Below are 16,421 nucleotides of genomic sequence, written 5' to 3' on the forward strand. Positions count from 1 at the left end.
TCCCTCCAGGCCTTCTCTGCCAGAAAGTCAGCGCAACGCCCCCGTACCCCGGCCCCGTGCCTCCCGGATGCGACGTACGGCGCCGGGCCTGCACGCTGGCCGGCATGAACGCTCCCCGTGTTGTGATCGTGGGGGCCGGTTTCGCCGGCTACCACGCGGCCAGAGGGCTGCAGAAGCACGCGCCGGACGCCGAGATCGTCCTGATCAACCCGACGGACTACTTCCTTTACATCCCGCTGCTGCCCGAGGTCGCCGCGGGGATCCTGGAGCCGCGGCGGATCTGCGTCTCGCTGCCGGACCGGCTGCCCAAGGTGAAACTGGTGCTCGGCACGGTCACCGACGTCGACATCGACAACCACCGGGTCGAGTGGGTCGATCCCGAGGGGCGATCCGGCGTCATGGACTTCGATCGGCTGGTACTCGCAGCGGGCAGCGTGAACAAACTGCTGCCGATTCCTGGCGTCGCCGAGTACGCGCACGGTTTCCGCGGCATCTCCGAGGCGCTGTACCTCCGCGACCACATCACTCGTCAGCTGGAGCTGGCCGCGATGACCGACGACCGCGACGAACGGGACGCCAGATGCACGTTCGTCGTCATCGGCGCCGGTTACACCGGCACCGAAGTCGCTGCCCAGGGCCAGTTGTTCACCGCTCGGCTGGTTCGTCAGCTGCCAGCCCTGCGCAACCAGCCGGTGCGCTGGCTGCTGGCGGACCTGGCCGATCGGCTCCTGCCCGGCCTCAGCCCGCACATGTCGGCGACAGCCGAGCGCGTACTGCGTCGTCGTGGCGTGGATGTCCGTGTCGGGGAGTCCGTTGAGCACGCCGGCCCCGACTGTCTGCGGATGACGTCGGGCGAGGAGATCCGGACCAGGTCGCTGATCTGGTGCGTCGGCGTACGCCCGGACCCACTGGTCGAGGCGTTGTCCTTGCCCACCGATCGCGGGCGTCTCCAGGTCCACGAGACCCTCGTCGTGCGCGGCCGCGCGCACGTCTTCGCCTGTGGGGACTGCGCGGCCGTCCCCGATCTGACCCGGCCGGGGTCGATCACCGGCATGACCGCACAGCACGCCCAGCGCCAGGGCGCGCTGGTCGCCCGCAACGTCGTCGCCTCACTGCGCGGCCAGGACCTGCAGCCCTACAAACACCACGATCTCGGCTTCCTGGTCGACCTCGGTGGCTGGAAGGCGGCCGCGAACCCACTGCAGATCCCGCTGTCCGGTCCGGCCGCGAAGACAGTGACCAGGGGTTACCACCTGTACTCGCTGCCCGGCAACCGGACTCGAACCGCGGCGGACTGGGCCATCAACGCGGTGATGCCTCCCCGGGCGGTTCAGCTCGGTCTGGTCGGCGCCGACCGGGTCCCGCTGGATTGCACAAGCCCTGGCTGACGGTCACGTGACGTCTCCCGGTACGCGGTTGAGTTCGTGCCGGGAGGTGATGCCGAGCTTCGTGAAGACGTTGCCCAGGTGGTACTCGACGGTGCGCGGGCTGACAAAAAGCCGGGTCGCGATCTCGGGATTGGACAGGCCGTCGCGCGCCAGCCGCGCGATCTGGCTCTCCCGTGCCGTGAGCCGGCCGGTGCTCGAGGCGGCCCGCTTGCGCGCCTTCTCCCCTGTCGCCGCCAGCTCGCGCCAGGCCCGCTCGGCGAACGCCGCGGCGCCCATCACCGAGAACATGTCGTGGGCTGACCGCAGTTGCTCGCGAGCGTCGAGCCGGCGGCCGCGCCGCCGCAGCCATTCGCCGTACAGCAAGGTGGCCCGCGCCAGCTCGGTCCGGACGCCCGTACGGCGAAGGCGGGCGATCGCCTCGCGGTAGAGCGGCTCGGCGTCCGCGCCATCGCTGAGTAGCGCGCGTGATCGGGCCTCCAGCCCGAGCGCCCATTCGGTACCACTCGCACTTGTCATCTCGGACAGGCGAGCGAAGGCGTCAGCGGCAAGGTCGACGCGGTCCAGGCGGGCGGCCGCCTCGATCAGCTCGGTCAGTCCCCAGTTGGAGGCTGCCAGCTCTACCGGCGACTCACTGGCCTGTTGAGCTTCCGACAAGGCGATCTCGTACCTGCCCAGTCCATTGGCCAGCAGTGCGCCGGCGGCCTGCGCGACTGTGACGCCGATGCCCTCGCCCCGGTCCGCCGCTTCGGAAGAGACTGGCTTGATCAGCTGCAGAGCGTCGTCTTCGCGTCCTCGCCAGGCGGCCAGCCAGACAGCGCCGTACGGCACGAGGTTGCTGCCGATCGTTTCGGTGACGACGGCCGCTTCGTCGGTGAGGGCCATCGCAGTACGGAAGTGGCCGGTGAACAGTTCGAACACGGTGCGGGAGTTCAGCGCGAGGACCAATTGGCTCAGTGCGCCGGTCTCCCGGGCGAGCCGGCTGTGGCGGCCGGAGAGGATGTCCCAGCTCTGGTCGTCCCACTGGTCCGCCGAGATGGCACCCGCCAGCCACAACCAGCGCAACCCGTCTTCCGAGCTCAGATCGCTGGCGCAGAAGGCTTCGAGCGCTCGCTTGGCTGACGGAACAGCGGCTGCGTACCCATCGGTGAAGAGGCCGGCGAGAGCATCGAGCAAGAGGTCACCGCGGTCCAGCTGCTGTGAGCGCGCTCTTTGCCGCGCCGCCTGAGCCACCTCCTTCACGCCGACGCCCGTACGGCTCGCAAGCCGACCGGCAAACATGGCGGCGGAGATCGCATCAAGGTAAGTGTCGCGAGCCAGTTGGGCGTCCAGTGATTCAAGCCGACGTGCGGCGCCCAGAAGCAGTGGCGGAGCCTCATGGCCGCGACTGGCCGCGAACGCAGCCTCTGCCCGCAGCAGATCGAGCTGCGCCCGCTGGAGATCGTCGAGTGGTCCGTTCTCGGCAATGGACAGCATCGCCAACGTCGACTTCAGTACGCCGAGCTGGAGCGTGACTTCGGCCGCGGCAATCGCGCGGCGTACCCGCTGCGGCGGGTCGGGTGTCAGCTCGGTCGCGCGTTCGAGGAAGGCAGCGGCTGCGGCCAGACCACCACGTGCTGTTGCCCGGCCGGCGGATCGTTCCAGCTCGGCCGCGACTGCTTCGTCAGGCCCTTCGGCGGCGTGCGCGAGATGCCAGGCACGCCGGTCGGCGTCTCGTACCGGATCGGTGGCCTCGGCCAGGGCTCGGTGTGCTTGCCGGCGCTCCTCGGGTGCGGCCGCTCGATGAACGGCCGACCGAGCCAGTGGGTGGCGAAAGGTCACGTGCCGGCCCCAGTCGAGCAGGCCCGCGAATTCGGGCAGCTCGTGGGCGTCGACGGTGATGCCGAGCAGCGACGCCGCACGGTGGATGAGCGCCGGGTCACCGGTCGGGTCGACGCCCGCGACGAGCAGCAGCCGACGGGCAGCGGGCGGCAACGAAGCCAGCCGGCGTTGAAAGCTGTCCTCGATCCGGTCGGCCAGATCTTCCTCCTGGGGCAGCCTGAAGCCACCGGCCAGCTCGGCGTACGTGAGCCCGCGCGGCAGTTCCAGCAACGCCAGCGGGTTGCCGCGCATCTCCGCGATGATGCGGTCGCGGACCCGCTCGTCCAGCGGTCCCGGGATCGCGCCGGCCAGCAGTTCTCGCGCGTCCGCCTCCAGCAGTCCGCCCAGGACCAGCTGCGGCAACCCGGCGAACGACTGGTCGTCGACCGGATCGCGCATCGCGACCACCAGCGCCACGGAGTCCGCCACCAGCCGGCGGCCCACGAACGCCAGGGTCTGCGCGGATGCCCGATCCAGCCACTGCGCGTCGTCGACCACGCAGATCAGCGGTTGCTCGGCAGCCGCAGCAGCCATCAGGCTCAGCACAGCCAGACCGACCAGAAAGCGATCCGGTGCCGGGCCGGTCCGCAGACCGAAAGCGGTGCCCAACGCCTCTCGCTGCGGCTCAGGGATCTGGTCGAGCAGGTTCAGCAAGGGCGCACAGAGCTGATGCAGGCCGGCGAAGACAAGCTCAGCCTCAGCCTGTACGCCGGCCACTCGCAGTACCCGGCTGTCCGCTGTCTCCGTCACGAGGTAGTCCAGCAGCGCCGACTTGCCGATGCCGGCCTCGCCGGAGATCACCAGCACCTGGCTGTCGCCGTTCCGGACCGCCTCCACCATCCGGTGAAGCCGTCGGCACTCGACCTGCCGCCCACGCAACCGCACCACTGACCTTGGCAACGACTGGCCTCCCCGCGTCGGCAGTGCCCGGGGTCCGATCAGGGCCGGCTCCCCGGGGAGTCACGGATTCGAACGTACGCCGACAGCGGGACGCTGGTCGAGCCCGATCACCGCCGAGGAAGGAAGCTGCGATGCCCTACGTGACCGTCGGCCAGGAGAACTCCACCGACATCGAGATCTACTACGAGGACCACGGCACCGGTCAGCCGGTCGTACTCATCCATGGGTTCCCGCTCAGCGGCCGGGCCTGGGAGAAGCAGGAACGAGCCCTGCTCGAAGCGGGCTTCCGCGTCATCACCTACGACCGCCGCGGCTTCGGCAAGTCGAGCCAGCCGAGCATCGGCTACGACTACGACACCTTCGCGGCCGACCTGGACGCTCTGGTCAAGGCCCTCGACCTTCGCGACTTCGACCTCGCCGGGCACTCGATGGGCGGCGGCGAGGTCGCCCGCTATCTGGGCACCTACGGGTCGGAACGAGTACGGCGGGCCGTGTTCATCGCCGGCGTGCCGCCGTACCTGCTCAAGACCCCCGAGACTCCGGACGGCGTACCGCAGGAGGTCTTCGACGAGATCGCAGCCGGGCTCCAGGCCGATCGGCCGGCCTACTTCACCGACTGGAACCAGAACTTCTACAACCTCGACGAGAACCTCGGCACCCGGATCAGCGACGAGGCCGTCCGGGACGCCTGGAACACCGCGGTCAGCGCCTCGCCGGTCGGGACGATCGCCTGCGTGCCGACCTGGCACACCGACTTCAGGGCCGATTTGCCGAAGATCGACGTACCGGTCCTGGTCATGCACGGCACGGTCGACCGGGTCCTGCCCATCGACGCTTGCGGCCGGGCCACCCACGAGGCGATCAAGGGCAGCGAGTACGTCGTACTCGAGGGCGCTCCGCACGGCTTGTGCTGGACCCATGGCGACGAGGTCAACGAGGCTTTGATCGGCTTCCTGACCAAGTAGCGAACACCTGACGAAAGTCGGGGGTCGGTGACGTCTGAAGTGCGATGTGCCGCCGGGCCCGGATTCCTAAGTTCGTAGCCACACTACGAACCAGGGAAGGGCCCTCGTGATCAGCCTCGAAGGACTCACCAAGACCTACGGCGAAACCACCGCCGTCGACGCTCTCGACCTCACCGTCGCGGCCGGCCGGGTGACCGGCTTCCTCGGCCCGAACGGCGCCGGCAAGTCCACCACGATGCGGATGATCCTCGGCCTCGACGCCCCCACCAGCGGCATCGCGCTGGTCGACGGCCGCCCGTACGCCGACTGGCCGGTGCCGTTGCGCAAGGTCGGCGCCCTGCTGGACGCGAAGGCCCTGCACCCGCGCCGGAGCGCACGCAACCACCTGATCGCGATGGCCCGGAGCAACGGCATCCCGGTCAGCCGGGTGGACGAGGTGATCTCGATCGTCGGGCTGGCCACGGTCGAGAAGAAACGGGCCGGCCAGTACTCGCTCGGGATGGGTCAGCGCCTCGGCATCGCCGGCGCCCTGCTCGGCGACCCCGAGATCCTGATGTTCGACGAGCCGGTGAACGGCCTCGATCCGGACGGCGTCCGCTGGGTCCGCGACCTGATGCGCTCGCTCGCCGCGGAGGGCCGGACCGTCTTCGTGTCCAGCCATCTGATGAGCGAGATGCAGCTCACCGCCGACCAATTGGTGGTGATCGGCCGCGGCCGTCTGATCGCCGATTCGCCGATCAGCACCGTGATCGCAGGCTCGTCGCGAAGCTCGGTCCACGTCCGGATCCCGGTGACCGCGGACCGCGCAGTACTGCGGGATCGGCTGGCCGGTGAGGCTGACGGGGTCGAGTCGACGGGCGACGAGTTGATCGTCACCGGCGTACCGGCCGAGCGGGTCGGCGACCTCGCGCACGAGCTCGGGATCCGGCTGCACGAGTTGCGGACCAAGCAGGCTTCGCTCGAAGAGGCCTATCTGGAACTGACCGCCTCCAGCGTCGAGTACGGCGTGGCGGTGGCCTCGTGAGCGACGCGATCCTGCACTTCGCCGAGGAACTGATGTCGTCGTGGTGGATCTACGCCGCCCTGTTCGGCTTCGCCGCCCTCGACGGCTTCTTCCCGGCGATCCCGAGCGAGACCCTGGTCGTGATGGCCGGCGTCTTCGCAGCGACCGGCGAACCCAACCTGTACGCCGTGATCGCCGTCGCCGCGGCCGGCGCCTTCGTCGGCGACCATGTGTCGTACGCCTTCGGACGCGGCGCCGGCGGCCGGCTGATGGACCGGGCCAAGCCGGGCACCAAGCGGCACGCGATGGTCAACTGGTCCCGCAGCGCGCTCGAAGAACGGGGCGGCCTGGTCCTCGTCGTCGCGCGGTACGTGCCGGGTGGACGCACCGCCGTCACGCTGACGATGGGCGCGGTCCGCTACCCGCTCCGGCACTTCACCTTCTTCGCCGCCCTCGCGGCCGTCTCGTGGGGCTGCTACTGCTCACTCGTCGGCTACCTCGGCGGCAAGGCGTTCGAGGACGACCCGCTCAAGGGCGTTGCCCTGGGCATCGGTCTCGCGCTCGCCGTCACGGTGATCGTCGAGGTCGTGCGGCACCGGCGCCGCTCCCGGCGTACCGGTCAACCTCAGCTTGAGGCTGAGCCCGAATTGGTCAGGACAGGAGAACGATGAGTACGGCAACCATCACGGTCCAGCAGAGGTCGACGGGGCCGGCCGGTGCGATCGCGTCGGAATGGACGAAGTTGTGGACGGTCCGGTCGACCTGGCTGAACCTCGTCGCCGGTGCTGCCCTGACCGGGCTGCTCGGTATCCAGTTCGGCTTCTCCACGGCGTACGACAACGCTCATCGGCCGCCAGGTGACGTTCCCGGACAATCCGCGGTCGGCGGCGTCGGCGTCAGCGCGGTGATCATCATGCAGGTGGTCGTCGCCGCCTTCGCGATGCTGCCCGTGACCTCGGAATACTCGTCCGGCAGCATCCGCTCGACGGTCCAGTGGACTCCCATACGGCGGAACATCGTGCTGGCCAAGGCGGCTGTGCTCGCACCGGTGTTGTTCGGCTACGGGCTTCTCGTCGGTCTGCTCGCGGCCGTCTCGGGCGGACTCGCGATGGGGCACTGGGCCGACTGGAGTGTGGACACCCTGGCCGTCGATCTGCTGTCGATCGCGACCTATCTGATGCTGGCCGGGCTCTTCACGGCCGGGATCGCGTTCCTGATCCGCAGTACGGCGGGGACGCTGACGGCCGCTTTCCTGCTGCTGTTGATGATTCCGCTGATGCTGGGCGAGAGCAGCATCCGGGCACTCGTGTGGGTCTCCGCTCTCCTTCCCGGCGGGGCTGGACAGAACTTCCTGTCCGGCAACACCGATCCACTCCCGCCGACCCTGAGCCTCGTAGTACTGGTTCTCTGGTCCGTTGCGGGGTTGTGGATCGGCGTGAAGGTGCTGTGCCGACGGGACGCATGAACAACCGCAGGCGGTGGCTTTCGTCGGCCACCGCCTGCGGTTGTGTTGTGCGTTGAGGTCAGCGTGGGACGTTGAGGGCGATGGTGATCTGCTCGGCGACCTTCGCCGCGAGCTCCAGCGCCGCCCGGCGGGTGGCCGGCTGGAGCGCCGAGTGGTCGAGCGGGCCCTCGGCCGCGATGTGCGGATCGGTCGGGATGTCGATCACCGCGGCCGCGCGCGATTCGAAGTACGGGCGCAGTTGCTTCTCGACGTCCTTGTTCACGTCGCCCGGGCCGTTGCTGACCGCGATCACCGCGCGCCGGATCAGCCGCTGCGCGTCCGGACCCTGGTGGTCGAGCTCCTCCAGCATCTGCACGGCGGCCGCGCAGGACAGGCTCTTCCACTTGATCGGGATGACCAGGACGTCCGAGGCCTTCATCGCCTCGCGCCAGTTGCTGGACCCCTCGTTGTTGCCGGTGTCGATCACCAGCACCTTGTAGAAGCGGCTCAGCAGCCGGTGGATCTGGTCGAAGTCCTTGGCCTCGATCTGCGCGTACGTCGTGGTGGCGGACGTCAGTACGTCGTACTGCCCGGACACCTGGTGCCGCAGATACGCGCCGACGTCGCCGAGGCGCGCGTCCGGCTGGGTGAGCATCGTCATCGCCTGCAGCAGGTCGGTGACTGTGGACCTGGCGTTCGTGTCGTGCGTGCGCAGGTGCATGTTGCCGCGGAGCTCGTTGTTGTCCCAGGCGACGACACCGCCGCCGCGGGCCTGACCGAGCGCACCGGCCAGCAGCAGCGTGGTCGGCGTCTTGCCCGAACCGCCCTTGGGGTTGGCGACAGTGATCGTCACCGGGCGACGGAAGGCTGTCGCTGCTGTCGCGCGGGCGATCCGCTCACTGCGCTCCGCCGAGCCGGGACGCAGCCGCAGCACGCTACGAACGCCCTTCTCCGCCGGAGCTTCGCGGGGCAGCGGCAGGGCCTGCAGGAGCTCGTCAGCGCGGTACGAGACCGGCCGGTCGGGCTGCGGAGCCTGCTGGCCGGGGATGCCTTGCGGGAAGAAGTGCTGCGCGGCGGGAGAGAGTCCGGAGCCGCTCTGCTGCGGCGGGGCCTCGCTCTCGGCAGCCGGCTGCTTCCACGGATCGGCGGCGGCCGGCGTACTCCACGGGTCCGCCGGCGGCGGGTTGACCGGCTTGGCGGCGCGCCACGGGTCCGCTGAGGGAGCGTCCTCCTGCGGCGCGGCTTGGGCCGGCTTGGCGGCGCGCCACGGGTCGGCCGGGGCAGCGTCTTCCTGGGGCGCGGCGTGGGCCGGCTGGGCGGTCGGCTCCGGGTCGGCCGGCTTGGCGGCCCACGGCTGGGCCTGCGCCTGCCGGGGCTCGGCCGGAGTGGCCTTGGCGGGCTGGGACCACGTCTCGCCCGGGTAGTCCTTGGAGAGCGCGTCCGGCTGCTCGTCCTCGGTGACGTCCTCGTCGACGCCTTCGGGCACGACGTTCGGATCCGGCTGGGTCCAGGACGGAGTCGGCTGCCACATCCTCCGGACCTCGGCGGCCGCTGCTTCCCGGTCCTTGTGGTGTCCGGAGTTGTGCGAGTCGGTCACGACCTCGATCCCCCGATTCTGTGAAAGGGAGCGGGGCTGCCGCTCCCGGGGTTTACTGGATTGCTCCCAGGCTGGGTCCGCCCGAGAGGCTCCACTATCCCATGACGTCCAGTCCACACACTGTCACCCGCCGGAGCGTCGGCCGCCGACTGCCGTCCGACGGCGCAGGGGTCAGCTGGTGACGAGGCCGGCTTCGTAGGCGATGATCGCGGCCTGGACTCTGTTCTTGACGCCGAGACGTCCGAGTACGGCGCTGACATAAGCCTTCACGGTGCCTTCGACCAGGTACAGCCGACCCGCGATCTCGGCGTTCGACAACCCGGCGCCGACGAGTGCCAGTACTTCGCGTTCGCGCGGAGTCAGCTCCTCGACCTGATCCTTGGCAGCGGCCGCCCTCGCCATCCGCCCGCCACCCGCACCGGCAGCGAGCTCGGCGATCACCCGCTGAGCGATCTTCGGTGACAGGTAAGCAGCCCCCTCGGCGACAGCCTTCAGCCCCGCGATCAACTCCCGCGGATCGCCCGATTTGAGCAAGAACCCGTTCGCGCCGTCGCCCAGCGCCTTGGCGATATAGGCGTCCTCGGAGAACGTCGTCAGCATCACCACCGCCGTGTCGGGCGACGTCCGCTTGATCTCCGCCCCGGCCGCGAGTCCGTCCAACCGCGGCATCCGGATGTCGAGGACCGCGACGTCCGGCCGATACCGGCGCACAGCCTCCACCGCCTCGATCCCATCAGCGGCCTCGGCGACGACCTCGAACGACTCGTCCGACCCGAGGATCGCCCGAACCCCCGCCCGCACCAACGCCTCGTCATCAGCCAGCAACAGCCTGATCACCACGTCTCTCCCCCACTCATCCCTGGCCTTGCGACGTGGCCGTGCCCTCGGGCGTGGGCGGTCTCGAACCGGTCTGTACTACGTCCTTCGCCACCAGCCGGTCGTTCTGGAAGCAGAGCCGGTACGCGTAGGTGATCGCGAACGGAGCGTCCGGCGGGTAGTACCGGCAACTCCATTCGGCCGGTTCGGGTAGCCGGCCGGTCGGCGGATCCACCATCTGCATCGCAGGCAGCACCTTCTCCACTTCGTCGAGCGATTGGCCGAGTTCGATCCGGTCGTACTGCTCGGGCTTCAAGATCGAGCTGTAACCGGCGATCAAGTAGTAGCCGAGGGCAACAACTCCGACGAGTGCGCCCACCGCCAGCGGCGCGGCGATCGCGGTGATCAACCCGCGCCGGGCACGCCGCCGTACGGTATCCCGCTCCGCGGCCGCCGGCGTCGACTGCTCGGGCTCAGGCTTCCCGCCTTTCCGCGGCATCCGCGCCACGACCTCGAAGCCGCCGTTCACTCGCGGTCCCGCCGTCAGCACTCCACCGACTAACCGCACGCGTTCTTTCAACCCAGCCAGGCCGCGCCCGCCGGACACCACCTCACCCACCGCCCGCTCCGCTCCACCGTCGACAACCCGCACCACGACGTCCTCGGTGCTGGGTTCGTGGGTGATGGTGACGGTGACCGCTGCGCCGGGTGCGTGCTTGCTGGCGTTGGTGAGCGACTCCTGGACGATGCGGTGCACAGCGCGGTCGACCATCGGACTCAGTTCGCCGGTGCCGTGCTGGACCAGCCGTACGGCGAGCCCCGACGCGGCGGCTCGGTCGACCAGATCCGCCACCGAGTCGCGCGCCGGAACCAGAGGTGCCTCGGCGTCGGCGTCACGCAGTACGCCGATGATCTCGCCGAGGCGCTCGGTCGCTGCCGCGGCGGCTTCACGAAGTTCTCCTGCTGCCCGGCGATGCCGTTCCGGCAACTCGGCGTCGATCTCGAGCGCAGCCGCCCGCAGCGCGATCAGGCTGAGCTCGTGGCCGACCGAATCGTGCATGTCCTCGGCGATCCGGGAGCGCTCTCTTAGTCTCTCGCGATCGATCTCGAGTTGATGCTCCCGCTCGATCCGCTCCGCCCGGTCCCACCCGGCCGACGCGAGCAACGCCTGCTGTGCGCGGTACCGGCCGACCAGCCAGGGCAACACGACCACCAGCAACGCGAGGAGGAGCATCAGCAGCCAGCTGAGTACCGTGCTCGTCATCGCGACATCGCGACGGAGGCTCAGCCCCAGAACGAGTAGGCCGACAAGGCCCCAGCTCACGGTCATCAGGAAGTACCGCAGTTGGCTCTCGCGTCGGCCGGCCAGGTAGCTGAGCAACGCGATCGCCGGGACCAACGCGATCGACACCCCATCGGTCGTGCCGAGCGAAATCGCGAGGATCACGATCTCTGTGCCGCCGACCAATGCGAGCGCGACCAGCGGATAGGCGCGGCGAAGCAGCACGGCCACGGCGAGAATCGTCAGGTAGCCGGCGCGCAACCAGTACGCATCGCCCCTCGCGCCGCTCTCGCCGAGCACCAGCAACCCGAGCGCAGCCCACAGTCCGAGGTCACCCGCACGCTTCCACGTCACGGCACCAGACGCTACACAGCCCGCCACAACCCGCAGTACTGCCGAAAGTCAGGGATCGCGCTCTCTGGCACGTCTTCTCTGACCTTCAGTTGCGTTGGGCATCGATCAGTTCGAACGGGACGATCGACAGCTTGGGCACCGATTCGCCGCGGAGTTGCGCGAACAGCAGATCGACGGCCTGCCGGCCCATCTCGGTCTGGTTCTGCCGGACGTGCAGGTACGGCGGCCCCGCGATCGGATCGCCCGGCGAATCGAAGCAACTGATCACCTGCTCGCGTGGCCGGCCGAGTGCGCGATCCAGCATCCGAGCCAGGTTGTACTCACAGGCCACGAAGGCCGTCACCTCGGGCGCCTTCTCCCGGAAGGCCCGGATCAGTTCGAGATCGGAGAGAACGCTCTCTGTCGTGAACGAGCCGGGCAACGTACTGCGCAATTCGGTCAACCGGTGTGCCTGATACGTCCGCGGATCGCGATCGGCGAACGCGGACCGGAATCCCTCCAGCCGGTCCTCGATGCTGGACGTGTTCAACGGCGGCGGCGAGACGAACGCGATCTGCCGGTGCCCCAGCTCGAACAGCCGCTCGGTGAGCGCCCGCGAAGCTGCCACGTTGTCCGTGTGCACGGCCGACACCGGGATACCGGACAGGTGCCGGTCGACCAGGACCACCGGATACCCGTCGAGAACCTGGCGCAGCAGACTCGCGTTGTAGAAGTCCCCGTGCACCGGGAAGACGATCAGCCCGTCGACACCGTCCAGCGCAACCAGCGACTCGACAGCTTGTTCCTCAGCGGATTGCCGGCCACGAGTCCGCCGGACGATCAGGTTCGCCCCGTGCTCGGCGCACCGCTCCTCGATGGCCTGAAGCAACTCCAGTCCGTAGGCCTCCGAGACATCCGGTACGACGAGCGCGACGGCACCCGGTACGCCGTCCGCGCGAGCGGGTCGCAGCGGCATCCGGCCCTTGAGCGGCAGCGAGATCCGGTCCAGGTCAGGTAGCCGCTTGGCCACGAACGAGCCCTTGCCGCGGATGCGCTCGACCAAGCCGGCCTCCCGGAGTACCTCCAGAGCGCGCTTCGACGTGATCCGGCTGACCTCGAACTGGGCGGCGAGTTCCATCTCCGACGCCACCCGGTCGCCGGGACCGAGCACACCGCGCCGGATCTCGTCGAGAACGTGCGAGCTGATCTGCTCGTACAGCAGGGCCATCGATCACCTTCCGCGGGACGGGTTGATATACCATCCCAGGCCCCTCCCGCAGGCACAAGTGGGCCGCTCCGGCATATCGACCTATGCCAACTGCCGTCGCCGCGCCTTCTCGCTCGCACCGCCGCCGTACGAGCGGTGGTTCCGGTCGTCGGCGGAAATTGTCGGAGCCCTCCGGCAGGGTGAGGCTCGAGGTGATCGAGCATGAAGATCGAAGGCAAGGTGGCAGTGGTGACGGGCGCCGCTGTCGGCATCGGGCGTGCGATCGCGCAGCGCCTGGCGGCCGAAGGAGCCTCGGTGGTGCTGGCGGATATCGACGAGGCCGGCGGGCGGGAGACGCTTGAGCTGATCGGCGAATCGGCGCGCTTCGTTCCGACCGACATGCGGGACGACGACGCCGTCGCCGGTTTGATGGCGTGTGAGCCACAGATCCTGATCAACAATGCGGGCGGCGGTCCTCAGTTGAGACCGTGCTTTCCGGAGGCCGACGTGGGCCGCTGGAGCGCGTCGCTCGAGCTGAATCTGCGCGCGCCGATGGTCGCTACCCAACTGGCCCTCGAGCCGATGCGCCGTGCCGGTGGTGGAGCGGTCGTCAACCTGGGATCCACCGCAGGGTTGGGATTCGGGCCGCACGTCTCACCGGAGTACAGCGCAGCCAAGGCCGCGCTCATCCGCCTCACCGCGACTCTCGGCGTACTGCAGGAAAGCCATCAGGTGCGGGTGAATTGTGTGGTCCCCGACTGGGTCGCCACCGAACGCGGTCTCGCGGAGCAGGCCGAGCTAGCCGACCCCGGTCCGCCGCTGGTCCCCCTTGAGACGCTGACCGACGCGGTAGTGAACTTCATCGAGGACGACGACCTCGCCGGCCGGGTGATTCTGCTCGACCGCGACCAATCGCCCCGGCTGCTGGGATGACCATGGCCGAGCCGGCCGGATGGACCTCGACGACTGACAGCATTCCGGCATGACCGCCAGTCGTACGCCGCACGCTGCCGAGGTGCAGCCGTTCGCTCTCGTTCCCGTGGCCGCGATCGCGGCCACGCTCGCCGTCGTACTGACCGCGCTCTCCGGTCGGTACGGGTTCCACCGCGACGAGCTCTACTTCCTTGTCGCGGGCAAGCACCTGGCGTGGGGATTCACTGACCAGCCGCCGCTCACGCCGTTGCTGGCGCACATCTCGACGACGATCTTCGGAAACACTCCGATGGGCCTGCGAGTCCTTTCGACGCTCACAGCCGCCGCGACGATCTTCGTTGTCGCGCTGATCGCTCGAGAGTTCGGCAGCGATCGGCGTGCCCAGACCTTCGCGGCCGTCTGTGCGGCGATCGCCGGGTTCCCGCTCGGCATCGGGCATCTCGCGTCGACCGCGACGTACGACATGCTGGCGTGGATGGTGATCGGCCTGTTCGCCGTCAAGCTGCTGCGCACCGGTGACGACCGTTGGTGGGTGGCGATCGGCCTGTCGACCGGAATCGCGCTCGAGAACAAGTACCTGGTAGTCCTCCCGCTCGCCGCGCTTCTGGTCGCCGTACTGCTCGTCGGCCCGCGTCCCGTACTGCGAAGTTGGTGGCTCGCCGCCGGTGTCGTCACGGCCGCCTTGATCGCCGGCCCGAATCTCTGGTGGCAGGCGACGCACGGCTGGCCGCAACTCACGGTCGCCGGCGGCATCAGCGAGGACGACGGCACCGAGAACCGGATCATGTTCATCCCACTACAGATCCTGCAACTGTCGCCCTTCCTGGTGCCGGTGTGGGTGGCCGGCTTCCTCCGCATGTGGCGCTCCCCCACCCTGCGCTGGTCGCGGGCGATCGCGCTGGCTTACCCGATCCTTTGCGTCATCGTCCTCGCAGTAGGCGGCAAGCCGTACTACGCGCTGCCGCTCCTGCTGATCCTCGTCGCAGCCGGCGCCACCCCGACTCTCGCGTGGCTGACGCGCGGGCGCACCGCCGTACGACGCAGCCTTGTCGCGGCCGGCGTTGTCCTGACGGCAATCACGTCCGCCGTCATCGCCCTCCCCATCTTGCCGACCTCCGCCATCAACGCAGTCCTCCCCATCAACCCCGAACAGGGCGAACAAATCGGCTGGCCCGCCCTCACCGCCGCAGTCGCCGAAGCCTGGCAACAAATCCCCGAGCCGGACCGCTCCCGCGCCACGATCTTCGCCCTCAACTACGGCGAAGCCGGCGCCATCGACCACTACGGCCCCGCCCACCACCTGCCCACCCCGTACTCAGGCCACATGTCCTTCGCCGACTGGGGCCCACCCCCCAACACCCAGACCGGCCCCGTCCTCCTGGTCGAACAAGAACCCACCCCGTACTACGAATCCCGCTTCGGCACCTGCCACCAAGTAGCCACGGTCAACACCGGCCACTCAGTCGACAACGAAGAACAAGGCACCCACCTAACCCTCTGCACCGGCCCCACCCAACCCTGGTCCACCCTCTGGCCTTCCCTCCGCCGCTACTACTAGGAGCGCCCACGTCGCCCCACGCTCGCTCCTGCGTCGCTCACTAGCGCTCCTCCCACCCACCCTGGGCCGCGGGCTCCTTCGTCGCCCGCTGGAATGCCGGCACCCCCATGCCGCAAGGAACTCCATCGCAGGCAACCCGCCCACCCCGCGCTCTCCAGCGCCTTCCCCACAAGCCTCGGCCTACTTAAGCGACGTCCGTCCCCCGCGAAGCGAAACTCGCCTCGGCATCCCCTCACCAACCCCAGCACCACCCGAACTAAATCCTCAGAAATGACGAAAGCGACCCGGTCTGCGCTTTGCGCGGACTCGAGTCGCTGTCAGTTACGTGGGCGATACTGGGTTCGAACCAGTGACCTCTTCGGTGTGAACGAAGCGCGCTACCACTGCGCCAATCGCCCGTTCTGGGTGGTGCTGGTGTTACCTGTTGTGGTGGTGCGGGTGAAACCATAGCGCATTGGTCCGCGACGTACGAAACCGGCCGGGCTACTCTTGCTGCAAGACGGAGACCCCGTCGCGTTGGAGATATGACTGTGACTTTCTCGCACGACACCGAGCACGCGCTCGGCACCCTGGTCCGGCTGGTCAATACGCTGCCCGGGCCGAACAGCCAGGTCGACACGATGGAGACCATCGAGGACCTGGAGAAGTTCGTCCACGAGCGGGAGTTCAGCGCGGTCGGAACGTTGACCGAGACGGATCTGCAAGAGGTCCGCGAACTCCGTCCGTTGTTCGCGCCGGTCTTCACGACAGGTTCGGATGCGGAGGCGGCCGCGATGATCAACGCGATCGTCGCGCGGGGTACGACGACGCCCAGGCTGACGAACCACGACGGCCATCCGTGGCACATCCACTACTCCCGGGACGGCTCGTCACTGACGTGCCGGATCACCGTCGAGTGCGGGATCGCGCTTGCCCAGGTGATCTCGGCCGGTGAACGCGAGCGGCTGCGTCGCTGCGAGGCGCCGGACTGTGACGACGCGCTCATCGACCTGTCCCGCAACCGCTCCAAGCGCTACTGCGACGCCCGCACCTGCGGAAACCGTCTGCACGTCGCCGCCTACCGCGAACGCCGCAAGTCCGCCGGCGAATAACCCAACGATCCTCCAGCGTCCGAAGTACACCCAGTACTTCGGACGCT

The 16,421-nt window shown here is 68.8% G+C and carries 13 protein-coding genes and 1 tRNA gene; 8 read left to right on the plus strand and 6 right to left on the minus strand.

Translation table 11 applies throughout. From position 1 onward, the window contains the following. Positions 1-104 precede the first annotated feature (104 nt). Positions 105-1,388 (plus strand): NAD(P)/FAD-dependent oxidoreductase, encoded by a 1,284-nt coding sequence (locus DIZ26_RS10880; RefSeq protein ID WP_112239991.1) that lies wholly within the window; start codon positions 105-107, stop codon positions 1,386-1,388. A 3-nt stretch (positions 1,389-1,391) separates the two neighbouring features. Here the strand turns inward: DIZ26_RS10880 and DIZ26_RS10885 are convergent, their stop codons facing one another. Continuing rightward, positions 1,392-4,133 carry an ATP-binding protein gene (locus tag DIZ26_RS10885; RefSeq protein WP_332872724.1) on the minus strand — a complete coding sequence of 914 codons (2,742 nt, stop codon included), beginning with the start codon at positions 4,131-4,133 and terminating at the stop codon, positions 1,392-1,394. A gap of 143 nt (positions 4,134-4,276) precedes the next feature. Here DIZ26_RS10885 and DIZ26_RS10890 point away from each other — a divergent pair, with 143 nt between their 5' ends. The 4 genes from DIZ26_RS10890 to DIZ26_RS10905 all read left to right on the plus strand — a co-directional run bounded on the left by DIZ26_RS10890 (position 4,277) and on the right by DIZ26_RS10905 (position 7,578). Then, the gene (locus DIZ26_RS10890) at positions 4,277-5,110 is read left to right on the plus strand and encodes an alpha/beta fold hydrolase (protein WP_112239993.1); all 834 of its coding nucleotides are present in this window, start codon (positions 4,277-4,279) and stop codon (positions 5,108-5,110) included. A gap of 106 nt (positions 5,111-5,216) precedes the next feature. Beyond that, positions 5,217-6,134 (plus strand): ABC transporter ATP-binding protein, encoded by a 918-nt coding sequence (locus tag DIZ26_RS10895; protein ID WP_112239995.1) that lies wholly within the window; start codon positions 5,217-5,219, stop codon positions 6,132-6,134. After that, entirely contained in the window at positions 6,131-6,784 is a 654-nt protein-coding gene (locus DIZ26_RS10900) for a DedA family protein (RefSeq protein ID WP_112239997.1), read from the plus strand. The genes DIZ26_RS10895 and DIZ26_RS10900 overlap by 4 nt, the downstream gene beginning before the upstream one ends. After that, positions 6,781-7,578 (plus strand): ABC transporter permease, encoded by a 798-nt coding sequence (locus tag DIZ26_RS10905; RefSeq protein ID WP_112239999.1) that lies wholly within the window; start codon positions 6,781-6,783, stop codon positions 7,576-7,578. Before DIZ26_RS10900 ends, DIZ26_RS10905 begins: the two co-directional genes overlap by 4 nt. A gap of 58 nt (positions 7,579-7,636) precedes the next feature. On the opposite strand, the gene DIZ26_RS10910 is transcribed toward DIZ26_RS10905, so the two are convergent. From DIZ26_RS10910 to DIZ26_RS10925, 4 genes are all read right to left on the minus strand, one after another. Beyond that, positions 7,637-9,154 (minus strand): AAA family ATPase, encoded by a 1,518-nt coding sequence (locus DIZ26_RS10910; protein ID WP_112240001.1) that lies wholly within the window; start codon positions 9,152-9,154, stop codon positions 7,637-7,639. Between the two features lie 171 nt (positions 9,155-9,325). After that, positions 9,326-9,994 carry a response regulator gene (locus tag DIZ26_RS10915; protein WP_456298630.1) on the minus strand — a complete coding sequence of 223 codons (669 nt, stop codon included), beginning with the start codon at positions 9,992-9,994 and terminating at the stop codon, positions 9,326-9,328. Between the two features lie 13 nt (positions 9,995-10,007). Beyond that, complete coding sequence (locus DIZ26_RS10920; RefSeq protein ID WP_112240003.1) at positions 10,008-11,606, minus strand: sensor histidine kinase; 1,599 nt, start codon at positions 11,604-11,606, stop codon at positions 10,008-10,010. Positions 11,607-11,691: 85 nt separating this feature from the next. Further along, a complete protein-coding gene (locus DIZ26_RS10925) occupies positions 11,692-12,813 on the minus strand; it encodes a GntR family transcriptional regulator (protein ID WP_112240005.1) in 1,122 nt (373 codons plus the stop codon). 201 nt (positions 12,814-13,014) lie between these two features. On the opposite strand from DIZ26_RS10925, the gene DIZ26_RS10930 reads away from it, so the two are divergent. After that, a complete protein-coding gene (locus tag DIZ26_RS10930; protein ID WP_112240007.1) occupies positions 13,015-13,725 on the plus strand; it encodes an SDR family NAD(P)-dependent oxidoreductase in 711 nt (236 codons plus the stop codon). A 49-nt stretch (positions 13,726-13,774) separates the two neighbouring features. Beyond that, positions 13,775-15,283, plus strand: a complete 1,509-nt coding sequence (locus DIZ26_RS10935) for an ArnT family glycosyltransferase (protein ID WP_112240009.1) — start codon at positions 13,775-13,777, stop codon at positions 15,281-15,283. A 326-nt stretch (positions 15,284-15,609) separates the two neighbouring features. On the opposite strand, the gene DIZ26_RS10940 is transcribed toward DIZ26_RS10935, so the two are convergent. Beyond that, positions 15,610-15,681, minus strand: a tRNA-Val gene (locus tag DIZ26_RS10940). A gap of 126 nt (positions 15,682-15,807) precedes the next feature. On the opposite strand from DIZ26_RS10940, the gene DIZ26_RS10945 reads away from it, so the two are divergent. After that, positions 15,808-16,374, plus strand: a complete 567-nt coding sequence (locus DIZ26_RS10945) for a CGNR zinc finger domain-containing protein (RefSeq protein WP_112240011.1) — start codon at positions 15,808-15,810, stop codon at positions 16,372-16,374. The last annotated feature ends 47 nt before the right edge of the window (positions 16,375-16,421 follow it).

Source organism: Kribbella monticola, assembly GCF_003261635.1.
Taxonomy (GTDB): domain Bacteria; phylum Actinomycetota; class Actinomycetes; order Propionibacteriales; family Kribbellaceae; genus Kribbella; species Kribbella monticola.

Bases quoted from the DNA above. Each gene is read 5' to 3' on its own strand.
- DIZ26_RS10880 (WP_112239991.1), top strand. From the start codon at position 105: ATGAACGCTCCCCGTGTTGTGATCGTGGGGGCCGGTTTCGCCGGCTAC.
- DIZ26_RS10890 (WP_112239993.1), top strand. From the start codon at position 4,277: ATGCCCTACGTGACCGTCGGCCAGGAGAACTCCACCGACATCGAGATC.
- DIZ26_RS10905 (WP_112239999.1), top strand. From the start codon at position 6,781: ATGAGTACGGCAACCATCACGGTCCAGCAGAGGTCGACGGGGCCGGCC.
- DIZ26_RS10925 (WP_112240005.1), bottom strand. From the start codon at position 12,813: ATGGCCCTGCTGTACGAGCAGATCAGCTCGCACGTTCTCGACGAGATC.
- DIZ26_RS10930 (WP_112240007.1), top strand. From the start codon at position 13,015: ATGAAGATCGAAGGCAAGGTGGCAGTGGTGACGGGCGCCGCTGTCGGC.
- DIZ26_RS10935 (WP_112240009.1), top strand. From the start codon at position 13,775: ATGACCGCCAGTCGTACGCCGCACGCTGCCGAGGTGCAGCCGTTCGCT.
- DIZ26_RS10945 (WP_112240011.1), top strand. From the start codon at position 15,808: ATGACTGTGACTTTCTCGCACGACACCGAGCACGCGCTCGGCACCCTG.